The sequence below is a fragment of the Rhodococcus pyridinivorans genome (assembly GCF_900105195.1).
Taxonomy (GTDB): Bacteria; Actinomycetota; Actinomycetes; order Mycobacteriales; family Mycobacteriaceae; genus Rhodococcus; species Rhodococcus pyridinivorans.
Genome location: NZ_FNRX01000002.1, coordinates 3721410 through 3735994, shown reverse-complemented (window position 1 = coordinate 3735994; position 14585 = coordinate 3721410). Strand labels below are relative to the sequence as shown.

The following is a 14585-nucleotide window of genomic DNA, read 5'->3' as shown; positions in this document are numbered from 1 at the left end:
TTCCTCCGTTGGGAATCAGGACATGACGCAGACGTTGCCCGTGGGGCTTTCGGTGACGGCACGGGTTCCCGCTTCGAGCGCGAATCTCGGTCCCGGCTTCGATTGTCTGGGTCTCGCCCTCGGTCTGTACGACGAGATCACCGTCACGACAACGGCTTCCGGGCTCGACGTGAAGGTGGAGGGGGAAGGCGCCCAGGAGGTTCCGTGGGGACCCTCCCATCTCGTGGTCCGTGCCGTCGAGCGGGGACTCGAGGCCGCCGGTGTGTGGGCGGACGGACTGGACGTCGTGTGCCACAACGTCATCCCGCACTCGCGTGGCCTGGGATCCTCCGCCTCGGCGGCGGTGGGAGGGCTGGCAGCGGCCAACGGGCTCGTCCGCAAGATCGCTCCCGAGCGCGTCCTCGACGACGAGCAGCTCGTGCAGCTCGCCTCCGAGTTCGAGGGCCATCCCGATAACGCCTCCGCGAGCGTCCTCGGTGGGGCAGTGGTGTCGTGGACCGAGGTCGAAGTCGACTCCGAACAGCGGACCTACCGCGCGGTGAGCCTGCGTGTGCACCCGGACATCAAGGCGTACGCCTTCGTCCCGTCGGTCCGTTCGTCGACGGCCCACACCCGGGGCCTGCTGCCCGAACTCGTCCCACATCGGGACGCGGCGTTCAACGTCAGCCGAGCGGCTCTCGCGGTCGTCGCGCTCACCGAGCGGCCCGAGCTGCTGATGCCGGCAACGCAGGATCTGCTCCACCAGGCCCAGCGGGCACCCGCACTCCCGCTCACCACCAAATGGGTGGCCGCACTGCGCGAGGCGGGCATCCCCGCCGTCGTCTCGGGTGCCGGGCCGACCGTGCTCGCGCTCACGACCTCCGCGCTGCCCGACGAACTGCGGGCCGCCGCCGAGGCCGACGAACTGACGGTGCTCGAACTCGAGATCGCCGAGGGCGTCCAGGTCGACTGAGTAGACGCGCAGTGCTGGGGGACCGACGGATGGTGCCGGATGGAGGTCGACGGGTGGTGCAACACACACGTCCCATCTGGCACGGCGATTCTTGCTCTACGTACAGATCGTCGCTATTCTGTGGGGTGTCCGCACGTCGTGCGTATCAGTCGCCGGATTCTCCAGGGTAATCACTCCAGCTCCATCGGGGCGTCGAGCCTGGATCGATCCTCACCTGCTCCCGGATCCGGGAGGGGGACAGACCGCACCTACCGGGTTTCGGTGTGGTGGCGGACGTGCCGACCGTTCGTTTTCCCTGAACTCGTACGGCAAATCCCAGCTCAGTGGACGAACTGATCTGCGGGACGAACCCTCTGCTGCGCATGAGCGAGCGAGGGAAGGAAGGATCTCCGTGACAGATACGGACCTGATCACTACACCTGCTCTCGACATTCCCGAGGCCGGTAGCCGGACGACCACGCGCGGTCGCCGCGGAGCAGGCCTTTCGGGCATGGTGCTTGCCGAGTTGCGGACTCTTGCCGCCGAGCTCGGAATCAAGGGCACCTCCGGGATGCGCAAGGGTGATCTCATCGCTGCGATCAAGGAGAAGCAAGGAGGCGGCGCCGCCGCACCTGCCGAGCAGCCTGCAGCCGAGAAGACCGCTGCCCCCGAGAAGACCGACGCGGCAGCGAAGACCGAGACGGCGGGGAAGCCCGAGACTGCCGACAAGCCCGAGGGAGCACCCTCGCGTGGCACCCGCGGTCGCCGTGGCCGTGCCGCCACCGACGAGACCGCCGCGCCCGAGCAGAAGGCCGACGCCGCACCGGCCGAGCAGAAGGCCGACGCCGAACAGGCCGAGCAGAAGGCCGACGTGAAGCACGGTGAAGAAAGCTCGCAGGAGAAGCCGCAGGGCGGCCAGACCCCCAGTGGCGACAACGAATCCGACGGTAACCGCCGCGGCCGTGGCCGTCGCGGACGCCGCGGTGGCGACAACGCCGACCAGAACCAGCAGACCGAGGGTGCCGACGCGTCCGAGGACGGTCGCCAGGATCGCGACTCGCAGCGCGACAAGGTCCAGGATCGCGACTCGCACCGCGAGCGTGGCCAGGACCGTAACTCCGGCGACGGCTCCTCGCGCCGCGACCGTAACCAGGGCGACCGTAACCAGGGTGACCGCAACCAGGACGCCGGCGATCGCGACGGCGGTAACCAGGGTCCGCGCCAGGGCCAGGACAACCGTGGGGGAGACGACGAGGAAGGTGGCCGCGGTCGTCGGGGTCGTCGCTTCCGTGAGCGTCGTCGTGGACGCGACCGCGGCGAGAGCGGTTCGGACTCGCGCGAGCCCGAGATCCGCGAGGACGACGTCCTGCAGCCGGTCGCCGGCATCCTCGACGTCCTCGACAACTACGCGTTCGTCCGCACCTCCGGCTACCTCGCCGGCCCGAACGACGTGTACGTGTCGATGAACATGGTGCGCAAGAACGGCCTGCGCCGCGGCGACGCCATCACCGGCGCCGTGCGGGTCCCCCGTGAGGGCGAGCAAGGCAACCAGCGTCAGAAGTTCAACCCGCTGGTTCGTCTCGACACCGTCAACGGCCGCGAGGTCGACTCGGCCAAGCGCCGCCCCGAGTTCAACAAGCTCACGCCGCTGTACCCCAACCAGCGACTGCGCCTCGAGACCCAGCCGAACATCCTCACCACGCGCGTGATCGACCTGGTCATGCCGATCGGTAAGGGTCAACGTGCACTCATCGTGTCGCCGCCGAAGGCCGGTAAGACCACCGTCCTCCAGGACATCGCTAACGCGATCGCCGTCAACAACCCCGAGTGCTACCTGATGGTCGTGCTCGTCGACGAGCGTCCCGAAGAGGTCACCGACATGCAGCGTTCGGTGAAGGGTGAGGTCATCGCCTCGACCTTCGACCGGCCGCCGTCGGATCACACCTCGGTCGCCGAGCTCGCCATCGAGCGTGCGAAGCGTCTCGTGGAGATGGGCCAGGACGTCGTGGTGCTCCTCGACTCCATCACCCGTCTCGGCCGCGCGTACAACAACTCGTCGCCGGCATCCGGACGCATCCTCTCCGGTGGTGTCGACTCGACCGCGCTGTACCCGCCGAAGCGTTTCCTCGGTGCCGCCCGCAACATCGAGAACGGCGGATCGCTCACGATCATCGCCACCGCGATGGTCGAGACCGGTTCCACCGGCGACACAGTGATCTTCGAGGAGTTCAAAGGCACGGGTAACGCCGAGCTCAAGCTCGACCGGAAGATCGCCGAGCGGCGCGTGTTCCCGGCGGTCGACGTCAACCCGTCCGGTACCCGCAAGGACGAGCTGCTCATGAGCCCCGACGAGTTCGCCGTGGTGCACAAGCTCCGCCGCGTGCTTTCCGGCCTCGATTCGCACCAGGCGATCGATCTGCTCATCGACCGGCTCAAGAAGTCCAAGACGAACATCGAGTTCCTCATGAATGTGGCGAAGACCGCACCGGGGGCACTCGACGACTGACGTCGGCGCCCCGGGGAATTTCCTCCCGGGGCCCTACGTTTGGCATAATCGGCAGGCTCAGTCCGGCTCCGGTTCACGTCTTCGACCCGCGAAGGCGACCCGGCGGCCATGAAAGGGACACCATGAAGGCAGGAATCCACCCCAACTACGTGACGACGACCGTCGTCTGCGGTTGCGGTAACACGTTCGAGACGCGCAGCACCAAGGAGTCGGGACGTATCAACGTCGAAGTCTGCTCCAACTGCCACCCGTTCTACACCGGCAAGCAGAAGATCCTCGATACCGGTGGACGCGTCGCGCGCTTCGAGGCTCGCTACGGCAAGCGTGCTCCGAAGAAGGCCGCTTCCGATAGCTAGCTGTCACGCCGACGCCCGGTACTGCCCTCGTGCAGGCCGGGCGTCGGCTTTTTCATTGCAAGACCGAAATCAGAGCGGAGCACACTCATGGCGGGGCAGACCAAGCCGTCGGCCATCGACGACATCCTGGCCGAACACGCGGGTCTGGAGCAGCAGCTGTCCGACCCGTCGCTGCACGACGATCCTGCAGCAGCGCGTCGGGTGGGCAAGCGGTTCGCCGAACTCGCCCCCGTGATGTCGACCTACAACGCTCTGAAGCAGGCCCGCGAGGACCTCGAGGCGGCGCGCGAACTCGCCGCCGACGACGCGACTTTCGCATCCGAGGTCGACGACCTCGAGGCGCAGGTCGCCGAGCTCGACCGCTCGCTTACCGACCTGCTCGCCCCGCGCGACCCGCACGACAGCGACGACGTGGTCCTCGAGGTCAAGTCCGGTGAGGGCGGCGAGGAATCCGCCCTGTTCGCCGGCGATCTCACCCGGATGTACACGCGCTACGCCGAACGTGCCGGTTGGCGCGTCGAGGTCCTCGGTGCCACCTACTCCGATCTCGGCGGCTACAAGGACGTCACGCTGTCGATCAAGTCGCGGACCGACGTGCGCGACGGCGTGTGGTCCCGCCTGAAGTTCGAGGGCGGCGTGCACCGCGTCCAGCGTGTGCCCGTCACCGAGTCGCAGGGACGCGTGCACACCTCCGCGGCCGGCGTCTTCGTCTACCCCGAGCCCGACGAGGTCGAGCAGGTGCAGATCGACGAGAGCGACCTGCGCATCGACGTCTACCGGTCGTCCGGCAAGGGTGGTCAGGGTGTCAACACCACCGACTCTGCCGTGCGCATCACGCACCTTCCCACCGGCATCGTGGTGACCTGCCAGAACGAACGCTCGCAGCTGCAGAACAAGGCCCGCGCGATGCAGGTCCTCGCGGCGCGCCTGCAGGCAGCGGCCGAAGAAGCTGCCGAGGCCGAGGCGTCAGCGGGTCGCGCCAGCCAGGTCCGGACCGTCGACCGGTCGGAGCGCATCCGCACCTACAACTTCCCGGAGAACCGGATCACCGATCACCGCATCGGCTTCAAGTCCCACAACCTCGACGCGGTGCTCGACGGCGAACTCGACGCACTGCTCGACGCCCTGGGCGCCGCAGACAGAGAGGCCCGGCTCGCGGCGGAGTAACCGCGAACCGGGCTCGTCGCCAGGGGATCAGGCAGGAGTGTCGTCGCCCTGACCGGCCTCGCCGTCCTCGACCGCCGCCGGTGGAACGTTCGTGAGATCGACGCCCGGCAGCAGGAAGCAGCCCTCGCCGCCGGCGTTCTGATGGGCACCCCAGACTGCGCTGACGACGAGTCCGTCACCGGTCTGGAGAGCGACGGCAGGTTCCTCCTCGTCGATTGCGTCCGGAAGGACACCACCACCCAGCCGCAGCGTCCTCAGGTTCACCCAGCTGATCTGGCCTCCTCCGCTGCCCTCCTGCTCGATCTCGTACTCGATCTGGCCGGGCTCCGCGTCCTCCTCGGCGAGAGCGGTCTCCGTGTCGACCACGCCGATACCCGCCGGGCATCCGATGGGGATCGGCTGGAAGTCGATGGGCTCGGCACTCGCGAGAGCAGGGGCCGCGAAGGCGGTCGCACCCGCAGCGGCAAGGACGGTGATTCCACGCACAGTCCGCGTCTTCATGGAGCAATCCCTTTCTGTCGATGAAACCGACCGGAAGGTATCGGTCCTCGTTCGGGTGCCCATCCCGCCGTGCCGTCAATCACGTTGTCGGAAACACCCTCGATGTCCGGTCCGGGTGTTCTGCGTGCAATGCGAGGGCTACCTCGGCGTAGTGCAGGTACGAGGTCGTGGCACGCTGTAAGGCGTGAGCCGTCAACCTCTGCGCCTGGCCATCATCGAAGCGGCATCGGTCCTCGAGGAAGCCGGAGTCCCGAGTCCCCGGGTCGACGCCGAACTTCTCGCAGCGCACCTGCTCGGCATCGAGCGCGGGCGACTCGGTCTGGTCCCGCTCGTCGAGGCGACGACCATCGACGCCTACCGCTCGATGGTCGAACAGCGGGCGAAGCGGATTCCTCTGCAGTACATCACCGGCACCTCGCCGATGGGGGAGATCGACCTGGCAGTGGGGCCGGGGGTGTTCGTCCCGCGACCCGAGACGGAACTGCTGCTCGGCTGGGCGCTGGCCTTCCTCGAACGCCACGGCAGCCGCAACCCGGTCGTCCTCGACCTGTGCACCGGATCCGGCGCGCTGGCGCTGGCGATCGCGCATGCGCGTCCCGACGCCGAGGTCCACGCCGTCGAACTCGAAGCGAAGGCTCTCGCCTGGGCGCGTCGGAACGCCGAGACCCGCGCGGAGGAAGGGGACTCCCCGATCCGGCTGTACCAGGGCGATGTCACCGACCGCATGCTGCTCACCAACCTCGAAGGCAGTGTCGACCTGGTGGTCGCCAACCCGCCCTACATCCCGGAAGGAGCCGACCTCGAACCCGAGGTGGTCGAACACGATCCGCACTCGGCGCTCTTCGGGGGAGCGGACGGACTGTCCGTCATCCGGCCCATGGTTTCCAACATTGCGCGGTGGCTGCGGATCGGGGGAGCGGCAGCGGTTGAGCACGACGACACGCACAGCCTGCTGGTCGCCGAACTGTTCGAGCAGCGTCGGGTGTTCGGCGACGTCGTGCGGCACCCCGACCTCGCCGGGAAGGCCCGCTTCGTGACCGCGCACCGTGTTCCCACGGCGGTGGAGGCCGACCGCATGAAGTCGGTACGGTCTGCGGCGGACGGCTGACGGGCAGGACCCGTCCGGTGCCGATTGCGGCCGAAGTGGAAGAATGAGCGCGTGAGCACCGTGTACGACTGCAACAACGAAGCTTCGCGCGCCGCCGGACTCAACGCGGCGCGCGGCGCACTCAAGGCCGGACGACTCGTCGTCGTACCCACCGACACGGTGTACGGCATCGCTGCCGACGCCTTCGACTCCGACGCCGTAACGGCGCTCCTGCGCGCGAAGGGGCGCGGCCGCGACATGCCGGTGCCGGTCCTCGTCGGCTCCTGGACGACCATCGACGGTCTCGTCGCCTCGGTGCGTCCCGAGGCGCGGGAGTTGATCCGCGCGTTCTGGCCGGGCGGACTCAGCCTCGTGGTGCACCAGGCACCATCCCTGGCCTGGGATCTCGGCGACACCCGCGGCACCGTCATGCTCCGCATGCCGCTGCACCCCGTCATCCTGGAACTGCTGCGCGAGGTCGGTCCGCTCGCGGTCTCCAGCGCCAACGTCTCCGGTCGGCCCCCCGCCACGAACGTCACCGAGGCGCGCGAGCAACTCGGAGCATCGGCGAGTGTCTATCTCGACGGTGGCCCGGCAGAGCACGGGGTCGCATCGACGATCGTCGACCTCACGGGCGACCGCCCACGCATCCTGCGCGAAGGCGCGGTGACGGCCGAAGCACTCGCGGAGGTGCTCGGCGACGATCCCGAGCGCCTTCGGTCCGGCGGGGAGTAGCGGCGGAGGAACGGAGCACGTGACTGCAGCCGACACCACCGCCGTACTGCTCGCCCAGGCCGGGCGCGGCGCCGGCGTTCCCATCCGGGAGCTTCTCCTCGTCCTGCTCACCGCCGCGGTGGTGACCTTCCTCGCGACCGGTGTGGTGCGGATCCTCGCGCTGAAGTTCGGAGCGGTCGCCGTTCCCCGCGACCGCGACGTGCACGTGACCCCGACCCCGCGGATGGGTGGGGTCGGCATGTACATCGGCCTCGTCGCGGGAATCGTCTTCGCTCAGCAATTACCTGCTCTGACAAGGGGTTTCGAATTCACCCCGGATATGGGGGCGGCGCTCGCTGCGGCCTCGATCATCGTCGTCGTCGGCATCGTCGACGACCGGTGGGGACTCGACGCGCTCACCAAGTTCGTCGGCCAGGTCACCGCGGCCGGCGTGCTCGTGATCATGGGCGTGAGCTGGATCGTCATCTACGACCCGTTCAGTGCCTCGACACTCGTACTCGACCAGCTCCAGGGCGGTCTCATCACCGTCGCCGTCGCCGCGGTGACGATCAACGCGATGAACTTCGTCGACGGGCTCGACGGACTCGCGGCCGGACTGGGTCTCATCGCCGCACTCGCGATCTGCGCGTTCTCCGTGGGTCTGCTGCTCGATCAGGGCGGCGACGTCTCCGCCTACCCGCCGGCTCTCATGGCCGCGGCCCTCGCCGGCGCTTGCCTCGGCTTCCTGCCGCACAACTTCCAGCCCGCCAAGATCTTCATGGGCGACTCCGGGTCCATGCTCATCGGTCTCATGCTCGCCGCAATCTCCACAAGCGCCTCGGGCCTCATCCCGCTCAGCGCCTACGGTTCGCGCGACCTGCTCGGTCTGCTCTCGCCGCTGATCCTGGTCGGTGCCGTGATGTTCATCCCGATCCTCGACCTGCTCCTCGCGATCGTGCGGCGCACCCGGGCCGGCGTCAGCCCCTTCAGCCCCGACAAGATGCACCTCCACCACCGCCTGCTGCAGATCGGGCACTCGCACCGTCGCGTGGTGCTGCTGCTCTACCTGTGGGTCGGAATCCTGGCCTTCGGGGCTGTCGGTTCCTCGCTGCTCGACCGGCGGGCCGTGGTGTTGATCCTCGCGGGCGGTCTCGTGTTCGCCCTCGTCGTGACCGCTGTGCCGTCGCTGCGGCGGCACGACGAGTCGGGGGAGACGCCGCCGGAGCACTCCCGAGAGGTCGGTTAGGCTCGGATATCGTGACGAACCCGGATCATCCCGAACCCGACCACGGCCTGCCCTCGCTGCCCGATCCGATCGCGCCGATGCGCGCGGCCGTGCGGTACGGCGCCCTCGGTCTTCTCGCGCTCGCCGTCGTGGCGTCGGTGATCTCGGTGCTCGTCGCCGGGATGCCCGGTCTGTGGGGTGCACTCATCGGAGCGGCCGTCGGCGGAGGGTTCATCCTCTTCACCGCACTCGGCGTTCTCCTGACGTCGAAGATGCCGGCGATGACCGCCGGAGCCGTACTTCTCGGCACCTGGCTGCTGAAGCTGATCCTCGCCATCGTCGTGATGGGCTCGCTCGACTCGCTCGACTTCTACAACCGCAACGCGCTCGTCCTCACCATCGTGTTCGCCCTGGTCATCGTTCTGGGAGCCGAGACCTACGGGGTGCTCTCGCAACGTGCCCTGTACGTCGATCCCCAGGCATCGTCCGGATCCGACAACGACGATCGGTAGTAGCACCGCTTGTCCATAACCCCCCACGTAGGAACCCACCTACGCACTGTCGTAGAGCAGTTGGTAGGGTGAGTTCTACGAGAGTGACGCTGCCCGCATCGGGTTCGAAGAGGGTGCGCAGTTGTGACTTCGTAGGCGGTCGTGTTCAAATGGCCGCCGAGTCGACGAGAGTCGCCGACACCGGCAGGAAGCGGGACCGTTCACGCGGTTCGGACCACTGGCGAATACGCGAGCCGACCTGGTCGACTTCTGGATCGTCAATGTCCGATCGAACCGCAGACGGCATGCCTGCGGCCGACTACGGGAGAGAGCGCTGAGCGTCACCACCTTGGCAGCCGGAGAATTCCACGCGCCGTCACTAGCTGATTTTTTCCCACCGGCAGTCCTGTTCGAAGGAACCCCCTTCGAGATGGACCGGTTGATGCTCATCCGCGTCGCCGTCGCCCTGATCGTCGCGCTGTTCTTCTTCTTCGCGTTGCGGAGTCCGAAGATCGTGCCGCGGGGCGTGCAGAACGTCGCCGAGATCATGCTCGACTTCGTCCGGATCCACATCGCCGAGGACATCCTCGGTAAGGAACAGGGACGCCGGTTCCTCCCGGTGATCGTCACCATCTTCTTCCTGGTGGTCGGTCTGAACCTGACATCGGTCATCCCGTTCCTCAACATCTCGTCCAACGCACGAATCGGTATGCCGATCGTGCTCGCGGCACTCGCCTACATCGTCTTCAACTATGTGGGCATCAAGAAGTACGGATTCTTCCGCTACGTCAAGAGCAGCATCGTCATCCCGAACCTGCCGCCCGCTCTCCACGTGCTGGTGATCCCGATCGAGTTCGTCTCGACGTTCATTCTGCGGCCGTTCACGCTGACCATTCGTCTCATGGCCAACATGCTGGCCGGTCACATCATGCTCGTGCTGTTCTTCAGTGCCACGCAGTTCTTCTTCTTCGATTCCGACGGCTTCATGAAGGTGTTCGGCATCGGTTCTCTCATCGGCGGAATCGCGTTCACCTTCTTCGAGCTCCTGGTGATCGTCCTGCAGGCCTACATCTTCGCGCTGCTCACCGCGGTGTACATCGACCTGGCCCTGCACGCCGAAGAGCACTAGCTCGACGAACGGCACGACCCACATCTACACAAAGACTGACTCGGTTGCCGACTCCCGGGGCCGAGCCACAAGAAAGGGAATGGAACACCAATGAGCGTTGCGCTTCAGGCAGCAGACGTCCTCGCCCAGGAGACCACGATCTCGGGTGCAGGCGCCATCGGCTACGGCCTCGCCGCCATCGGCCCCGGCATCGGCATCGGCATCGTCGTCGGCAAGGCGATCGAGGGCATGGCTCGTCAGCCCGAGATGGCCGGCCAGCTGCGCACCACGATGTTCCTCGGTATCGCCTTCACCGAGGCCCTCGCGCTGATCGGCATCGTCGCCGGCTTCATCTTCTGATCCGACGATCACAATGGCTGACAGCATCCTGATCCTCGCGGCAGAGGAAGGGGAGACTCCCAATCCCCTTCTCCCCGCGACATACGACATCGTCTGGTCGCTGGTCGCCCTGATCCTCGTCGGATTCGTCTTCTGGAAGTTCGTGCTTCCGATGTTCCAGAAGGTGCTCGACGAGCGTTCGGAGCTGATCGAAGGCGGCATCAAGAAGGCAGAGGAAGCTCAGGCGGAGGCTGCGGCCGCGCTCGAGCAGTACCGTAGCCAGCTCGCCGAGGCTCGCACCGAGGCGGCGCAGATCCGTGAAGAGGCCCGTGCACAGGGCCAGCAGATCATCGCCGACATGAAGGCGCAGGCCCAAGAGGAGAGCGACCGTATCGTCGCCGCCGGTCACAACCAGCTGCAGGCCCAGCGCCAGCAGATCGTGGCCGAGCTGCGTAGCGATCTCGGACGCAGCTCCGTGGATCTCGCCGAGAAGATCCTCGGCGAAGCGCTCGCGGACGACGTGAAGCGTGCCGGCTCGATCGATCGGTTCCTCGACGAACTCGACTCCCTCAGCGCTGACTCTGCATCCGGAAAGTGAGCACCATGTACGCAGCAAGCCGTGAGGCACTCGCTCATACGCGTTCCGCGTTGCAGTCCGCCCTGGGCTCGGGTGCCGCGACTGCCGCTGCGGCTCAGGCCGGTTCCGAACTCTTCTCGGTGGTCGAGGCGCTCGACAGCCAGCGCGCCCTCCGGACCGCGCTGGCCGACGCCTCGGCCCCGGCTGCCGTTCGCGAGCGGCTGGCCGAGCAGGTCTTCGGCGGCAAGGTTTCGGCCCAGACCCTCGCGACCGTCAAGGCCGCAGCGGGGCAGGACTGGTCGGCACAGTCCGACCTGACCGACTCGCTCGTCCAGCTCGGCCGTGAGGCACTGCTGAAGGCCGCAGCGGACCAGGACCAGCTCGACACCGTCGAGGACGAACTGTTCCGCCTCGGTCGCATCGTGGCAGGCGACCCGGAGCTCGAGCAGACGCTCTCGGATCGCAGCACCCCGGCTTCGGCCAAGCGTGATCTGCTGACGCGCCTGCTGTACGGCAAGGTCACCGCAGTCACCGAGGCGCTGGCGGTCCACGCGGTCGGTCGGCTGAGCAAGTCGCCGGCCGAGACGTTCGACGAGTTGTCGGCGCTCGCCGCGGCCCAGCGGGACCGTGCCGTCGCGCACGTCCGCAGCGCGGCACCGCTCGATGCGAAGCAGGAGGAGCGGCTCACCGCGACCCTGACCCGCATCTACGGGAAGCCTGTGACGGTTCACGTCGAGGTCGATCCCGAGCTTCTCAGTGGATTGGTCGTCCGGGTGGGCGACGAGGTCATCGACGGTAGTGCCGCGGGTCGACTCGCTGCAGTGCGCAAGAGCCTCACGTAGTCCACTACCGAACACACACATAGATCTTTTCGAAGACCAGATACCGAGAGCAGGAAGAACATGGCGGAGCTGACGATCTCCTCCGACGAGATCCGTAGCGCGATTGACAATTACACCGCGAGCTACTCCCCGGAGGCCTCCCGCGAGGAGGTCGGCGTGGTCGTCGACACCAGTGACGGCATCGCGCACATCAGCGGTCTGCCGTCGGCGATGGCCAACGAGCTGCTGGAGTTCCCCGGTGGCGTCCTCGGCGTGGCCCTCAACCTCGAGGCCACCGAGATCGGTGCCGTTATCCTGGGCGACTTCCAGACCATCGAGGAAGGCCAGGAAGTCAAGCGGACCGGCGACGTTCTGTCGGTGCCGGTGAGCGACAACTTCCTCGGTCGCGTCGTGAACCCGCTCGGTCAGCCGATCGACGGCCTCGGCGACATCGAAGCCGATGAGACCCGCGCCCTCGAGCTGCAGGCCGCGACCGTGCTGGAGCGCCAGCCGGTCGAGGAGCCGCTGCAGACCGGCATCAAGGCCATCGACGCGATGACCCCGATCGGCCGTGGCCAGCGTCAGCTCGTGATCGGCGACCGCAAGACGGGCAAGACCGCCGTCTGCATCGACGCGATCCTGAATCAGAAGGCGAACTGGGAGACCGGCGACCCGAAACAGCAGGTCCGCTGCATCTACGTCGCGATCGGCCAGAAGGGCTCGACCATCGCGGGTGTCAAGCAGGCACTCGAGGAGAACGGCGCGATGGAGTACACCACCATCGTCGCGGCTCCGGCCTCCGACTCCGCCGGCTTCAAGTGGCTCGCCCCCTACACCGGTTCGGCCCTCGGCCAGCACTGGATGTACCAGGGCAAGCACGTCCTCATCGTGTTCGACGACCTGACCAAGCAGGCCGAGGCCTACCGCGCCATCTCGCTGCTGCTGCGTCGTCCGCCGGGCCGCGAGGCATACCCCGGCGACGTCTTCTACCTGCACTCGCGTCTGCTGGAGCGCTCCGCCAAGCTCTCCGACGAGCTCGGTGGCGGCTCGCTGACGGCCCTGCCGATCATCGAGACCAAGGCGAACGACGTGTCGGCCTACATCCCGACCAACGTCATCTCCATCACCGACGGCCAGGTCTTCCTCGAGTCCGACCTGTTCAACAAGGGTGTCCGCCCCGCCATCAACGTCGGTATCTCGGTTTCCCGAGTCGGTGGCGCCGCCCAGACCAAGGGCATGAAGAAGGTCTCCGGTTCGCTGCGTCTCGAGCTCGCGCAGTTCCGTGAGCTCGAAGGCTTCGCCGCCTTCGCCTCCGACCTCGACGCCGCGTCGAAGGCTCAGCTCGAGCGCGGTCAGCGTCTCGTCGAGCTCCTCAAGCAGGACCAGTACGCGCCCATCGCAGTCGAGGACCAGATCGTGTCGATCTACCTCGCCGGCGAAGGTGTCTTCGACTCGGTTCCGGTCGAGGACGTGCGTCGCTTCGAGACCGAGCTGCTCGAGGATCTGCACCGCAACGCCGCAGGCGTCTACGAGCAGATCGCCGGTGGCAAGGCCCTGTCCGACGAGTCGATCGAGGCCCTCCGCGCCGCGACCGCCAAGTTCAAGGAGGGCTTCATCGCCTCCGACGGCAGCCGTGTCGTGAACGAGGCAGAGGCCGAGGCCCTCGGTGCCGACGAGATCCAGCAGGAGCAGGTCTCCGTCAAGCGCACCACCGTTCGCAAGTGAGCGGGGAGTCCATGACCCAGCGTCCAGTGAAGGGAGTGTGATCGACGAATGGCGAACTTGCGCGAACTGCGCTCGCGGATCAAGTCGGTCAACTCGACCAAGAAGATCACCAAGGCGCAGGAACTGATCGCGACGTCGCGTATCACGAAGGCCCAGGCCCGAGTGGCAGCGTCCAAGCCGTACGCCGAGGAGATCACCAAGGTGCTCTCCGAGCTGGCGAGTGCGTCGGCCTCGTTGGATCACCCCCTGCTCAACGAGCGCGAGAACCCCAAGCGTGCCGCAGTGCTGGTCGTGACCAGCGACCGCGGTATGGCCGGCGGTTACAACTCCAACGTCCTCAAGGAAGCCGAGGAGCTGCGTCAGCTGCTCCTCAGCGAGGGCAAGGAGCCTGTGCTGTACGTGATGGGCGGTAAGGGCCTCGGCTACTACACGTTCCGTGAGCGTGAAGTGGCCGCTGCCTGGACGGGCTTCTCGCAGGACCCCCGTTACACGGACGCCGCGAAGGCGAGCCGTCACCTGGTCGAGCTGTTCATGGCGGGTTCGGGCACCGAGGTGCCCGCACCGAACGGCGAGGGCACCATCGAGGGCGTCGACGAACTGCACATCGTCTACACCCGCTTCGTGTCGATGCTGACCCAGACCCCCCAGGTTCGCAGAATGGCTCCGCTCGAAGTGAGCATCACCGAGGACGAGATCGACCTCGGCGAGGACATGCTCACCGACGGACGCCGCGCCACGGACAACGAGGGACCGCAGGCCGTGTACAACTTCGAGCCGGAGGCCGGAGTTCTGCTCGAGGCTCTCCTGCCGAAGTACATCAGCACGCGCATCTACGCGTCGCTGCTGGACGCGGCGGCCTCCGAGTCGGCAGCCCGTCGTACCGCCATGAAGGCCGCGACGGACAATGCCACGGAATTGGTGAACACCCTCAGCCGTCAGGCGAACCAGGCCCGGCAGGCCCAGATCACCCAGGAAATCAGCGAGATCGTCGGCGGTGCCGGTGCGCTCGCCTCGAGTGCAGGAAGTGACTGAACCAC

General features: G+C 67.0%; 15 protein-coding genes. 14 read left to right on the top strand and 1 reads right to left on the bottom strand.

The window, feature by feature from the left end; genetic code table 11:
• Positions 1-22: 22 nt before the first annotated feature.
• From thrB to prfA, 4 genes are all read left to right on the top strand, one after another.
• Positions 23-952, top strand: coding sequence for a homoserine kinase (gene thrB, locus BLV31_RS17730; RefSeq protein ID WP_033097981.1), 930 nt, complete (start codon positions 23-25; stop codon positions 950-952).
• A 391-nt stretch (positions 953-1343) separates the two neighbouring features.
• The gene (rho, locus tag BLV31_RS17725) at positions 1344-3437 is read left to right on the top strand and encodes a transcription termination factor Rho (RefSeq protein ID WP_072740568.1); all 2094 of its coding nucleotides are present in this window, start codon (positions 1344-1346) and stop codon (positions 3435-3437) included.
• Positions 3438-3559: 122 nt separating this feature from the next.
• The gene (gene rpmE / locus BLV31_RS17720) at positions 3560-3793 is read left to right on the top strand and encodes a 50S ribosomal protein L31 (protein ID WP_006552583.1); all 234 of its coding nucleotides are present in this window, start codon (positions 3560-3562) and stop codon (positions 3791-3793) included.
• A gap of 87 nt (positions 3794-3880) precedes the next feature.
• Entirely contained in the window at positions 3881-4960 is a 1080-nt protein-coding gene (prfA, locus tag BLV31_RS17715; protein WP_006552584.1) for a peptide chain release factor 1, read from the top strand.
• Positions 4961-4987: 27 nt separating this feature from the next.
• Here prfA and BLV31_RS17710 read toward each other — a convergent pair whose 3' ends face one another.
• The gene (locus BLV31_RS17710) at positions 4988-5461 is read right to left on the bottom strand and encodes a hypothetical protein (RefSeq protein ID WP_064062107.1); all 474 of its coding nucleotides are present in this window, start codon (positions 5459-5461) and stop codon (positions 4988-4990) included.
• Positions 5462-5645: 184 nt separating this feature from the next.
• On the opposite strand from BLV31_RS17710, the gene prmC reads away from it, so the two are divergent.
• The 10 genes from prmC to BLV31_RS17660 all read left to right on the top strand — a co-directional run bounded on the left by prmC (position 5646) and on the right by BLV31_RS17660 (position 14580).
• A complete protein-coding gene (gene prmC, locus BLV31_RS17705) occupies positions 5646-6569 on the top strand; it encodes a peptide chain release factor N(5)-glutamine methyltransferase (RefSeq protein WP_064062108.1) in 924 nt (307 codons plus the stop codon).
• 51 nt (positions 6570-6620) lie between these two features.
• Positions 6621-7283 carry an L-threonylcarbamoyladenylate synthase gene (locus tag BLV31_RS17700; RefSeq protein ID WP_024103704.1) on the top strand — a complete coding sequence of 221 codons (663 nt, stop codon included), beginning with the start codon at positions 6621-6623 and terminating at the stop codon, positions 7281-7283.
• A 19-nt stretch (positions 7284-7302) separates the two neighbouring features.
• On the top strand, positions 7303-8508 hold the full coding sequence (locus tag BLV31_RS17695; RefSeq protein ID WP_006552588.1) for an MraY family glycosyltransferase: 1206 nt from the start codon (positions 7303-7305) through the stop codon (positions 8506-8508).
• An 11-nt stretch (positions 8509-8519) separates the two neighbouring features.
• Complete coding sequence (locus tag BLV31_RS17690; protein ID WP_006552589.1) at positions 8520-8999, top strand: Cg1360 family ATP-synthase-associated protein; 480 nt, start codon at positions 8520-8522, stop codon at positions 8997-8999.
• 328 nt (positions 9000-9327) lie between these two features.
• Positions 9328-10107: a F0F1 ATP synthase subunit A gene (atpB, locus tag BLV31_RS17685; protein ID WP_170318521.1), complete on the top strand. Its 780-nt coding sequence runs from the start codon at positions 9328-9330 to the stop codon at positions 10105-10107.
• Between the two features lie 90 nt (positions 10108-10197).
• Positions 10198-10446, top strand: coding sequence for an ATP synthase F0 subunit C (locus BLV31_RS17680; RefSeq protein WP_006552591.1), 249 nt, complete (start codon positions 10198-10200; stop codon positions 10444-10446).
• 13 nt (positions 10447-10459) lie between these two features.
• On the top strand, positions 10460-11023 hold the full coding sequence (locus BLV31_RS17675) for a F0F1 ATP synthase subunit B (protein ID WP_006552592.1): 564 nt from the start codon (positions 10460-10462) through the stop codon (positions 11021-11023).
• A gap of 5 nt (positions 11024-11028) precedes the next feature.
• A complete protein-coding gene (locus BLV31_RS17670; RefSeq protein WP_024103705.1) occupies positions 11029-11844 on the top strand; it encodes a F0F1 ATP synthase subunit delta in 816 nt (271 codons plus the stop codon).
• A gap of 60 nt (positions 11845-11904) precedes the next feature.
• Positions 11905-13548 carry a F0F1 ATP synthase subunit alpha gene (gene atpA / locus BLV31_RS17665; RefSeq protein ID WP_006552594.1) on the top strand — a complete coding sequence of 548 codons (1644 nt, stop codon included), beginning with the start codon at positions 11905-11907 and terminating at the stop codon, positions 13546-13548.
• Positions 13549-13596: 48 nt separating this feature from the next.
• Positions 13597-14580, top strand: coding sequence for a F0F1 ATP synthase subunit gamma (locus BLV31_RS17660; protein WP_006552595.1), 984 nt, complete (start codon positions 13597-13599; stop codon positions 14578-14580).
• The last annotated feature ends 5 nt before the right edge of the window (positions 14581-14585 follow it).

Excerpts from the sequence above, each read along its gene's own strand:
- thrB (WP_033097981.1), top strand. The coding sequence starts at position 23 with ATGACGCAGACGTTGCCCGTGGGGCTTTCGGTGACGGCACGGGTTCCC.
- rpmE (WP_006552583.1), top strand. The coding sequence starts at position 3,560 with ATGAAGGCAGGAATCCACCCCAACTACGTGACGACGACCGTCGTCTGC.
- prfA (WP_006552584.1), top strand. The coding sequence starts at position 3,881 with ATGGCGGGGCAGACCAAGCCGTCGGCCATCGACGACATCCTGGCCGAA.
- BLV31_RS17710 (WP_064062107.1), bottom strand. The coding sequence starts at position 5,461 with ATGAAGACGCGGACTGTGCGTGGAATCACCGTCCTTGCCGCTGCGGGT.
- BLV31_RS17680 (WP_006552591.1), top strand. The coding sequence starts at position 10,198 with ATGAGCGTTGCGCTTCAGGCAGCAGACGTCCTCGCCCAGGAGACCACG.
- BLV31_RS17675 (WP_006552592.1), top strand. The coding sequence starts at position 10,460 with ATGGCTGACAGCATCCTGATCCTCGCGGCAGAGGAAGGGGAGACTCCC.
- BLV31_RS17670 (WP_024103705.1), top strand. The coding sequence starts at position 11,029 with ATGTACGCAGCAAGCCGTGAGGCACTCGCTCATACGCGTTCCGCGTTG.
- atpA (WP_006552594.1), top strand. The coding sequence starts at position 11,905 with ATGGCGGAGCTGACGATCTCCTCCGACGAGATCCGTAGCGCGATTGAC.
- BLV31_RS17660 (WP_006552595.1), top strand. The coding sequence starts at position 13,597 with ATGGCGAACTTGCGCGAACTGCGCTCGCGGATCAAGTCGGTCAACTCG.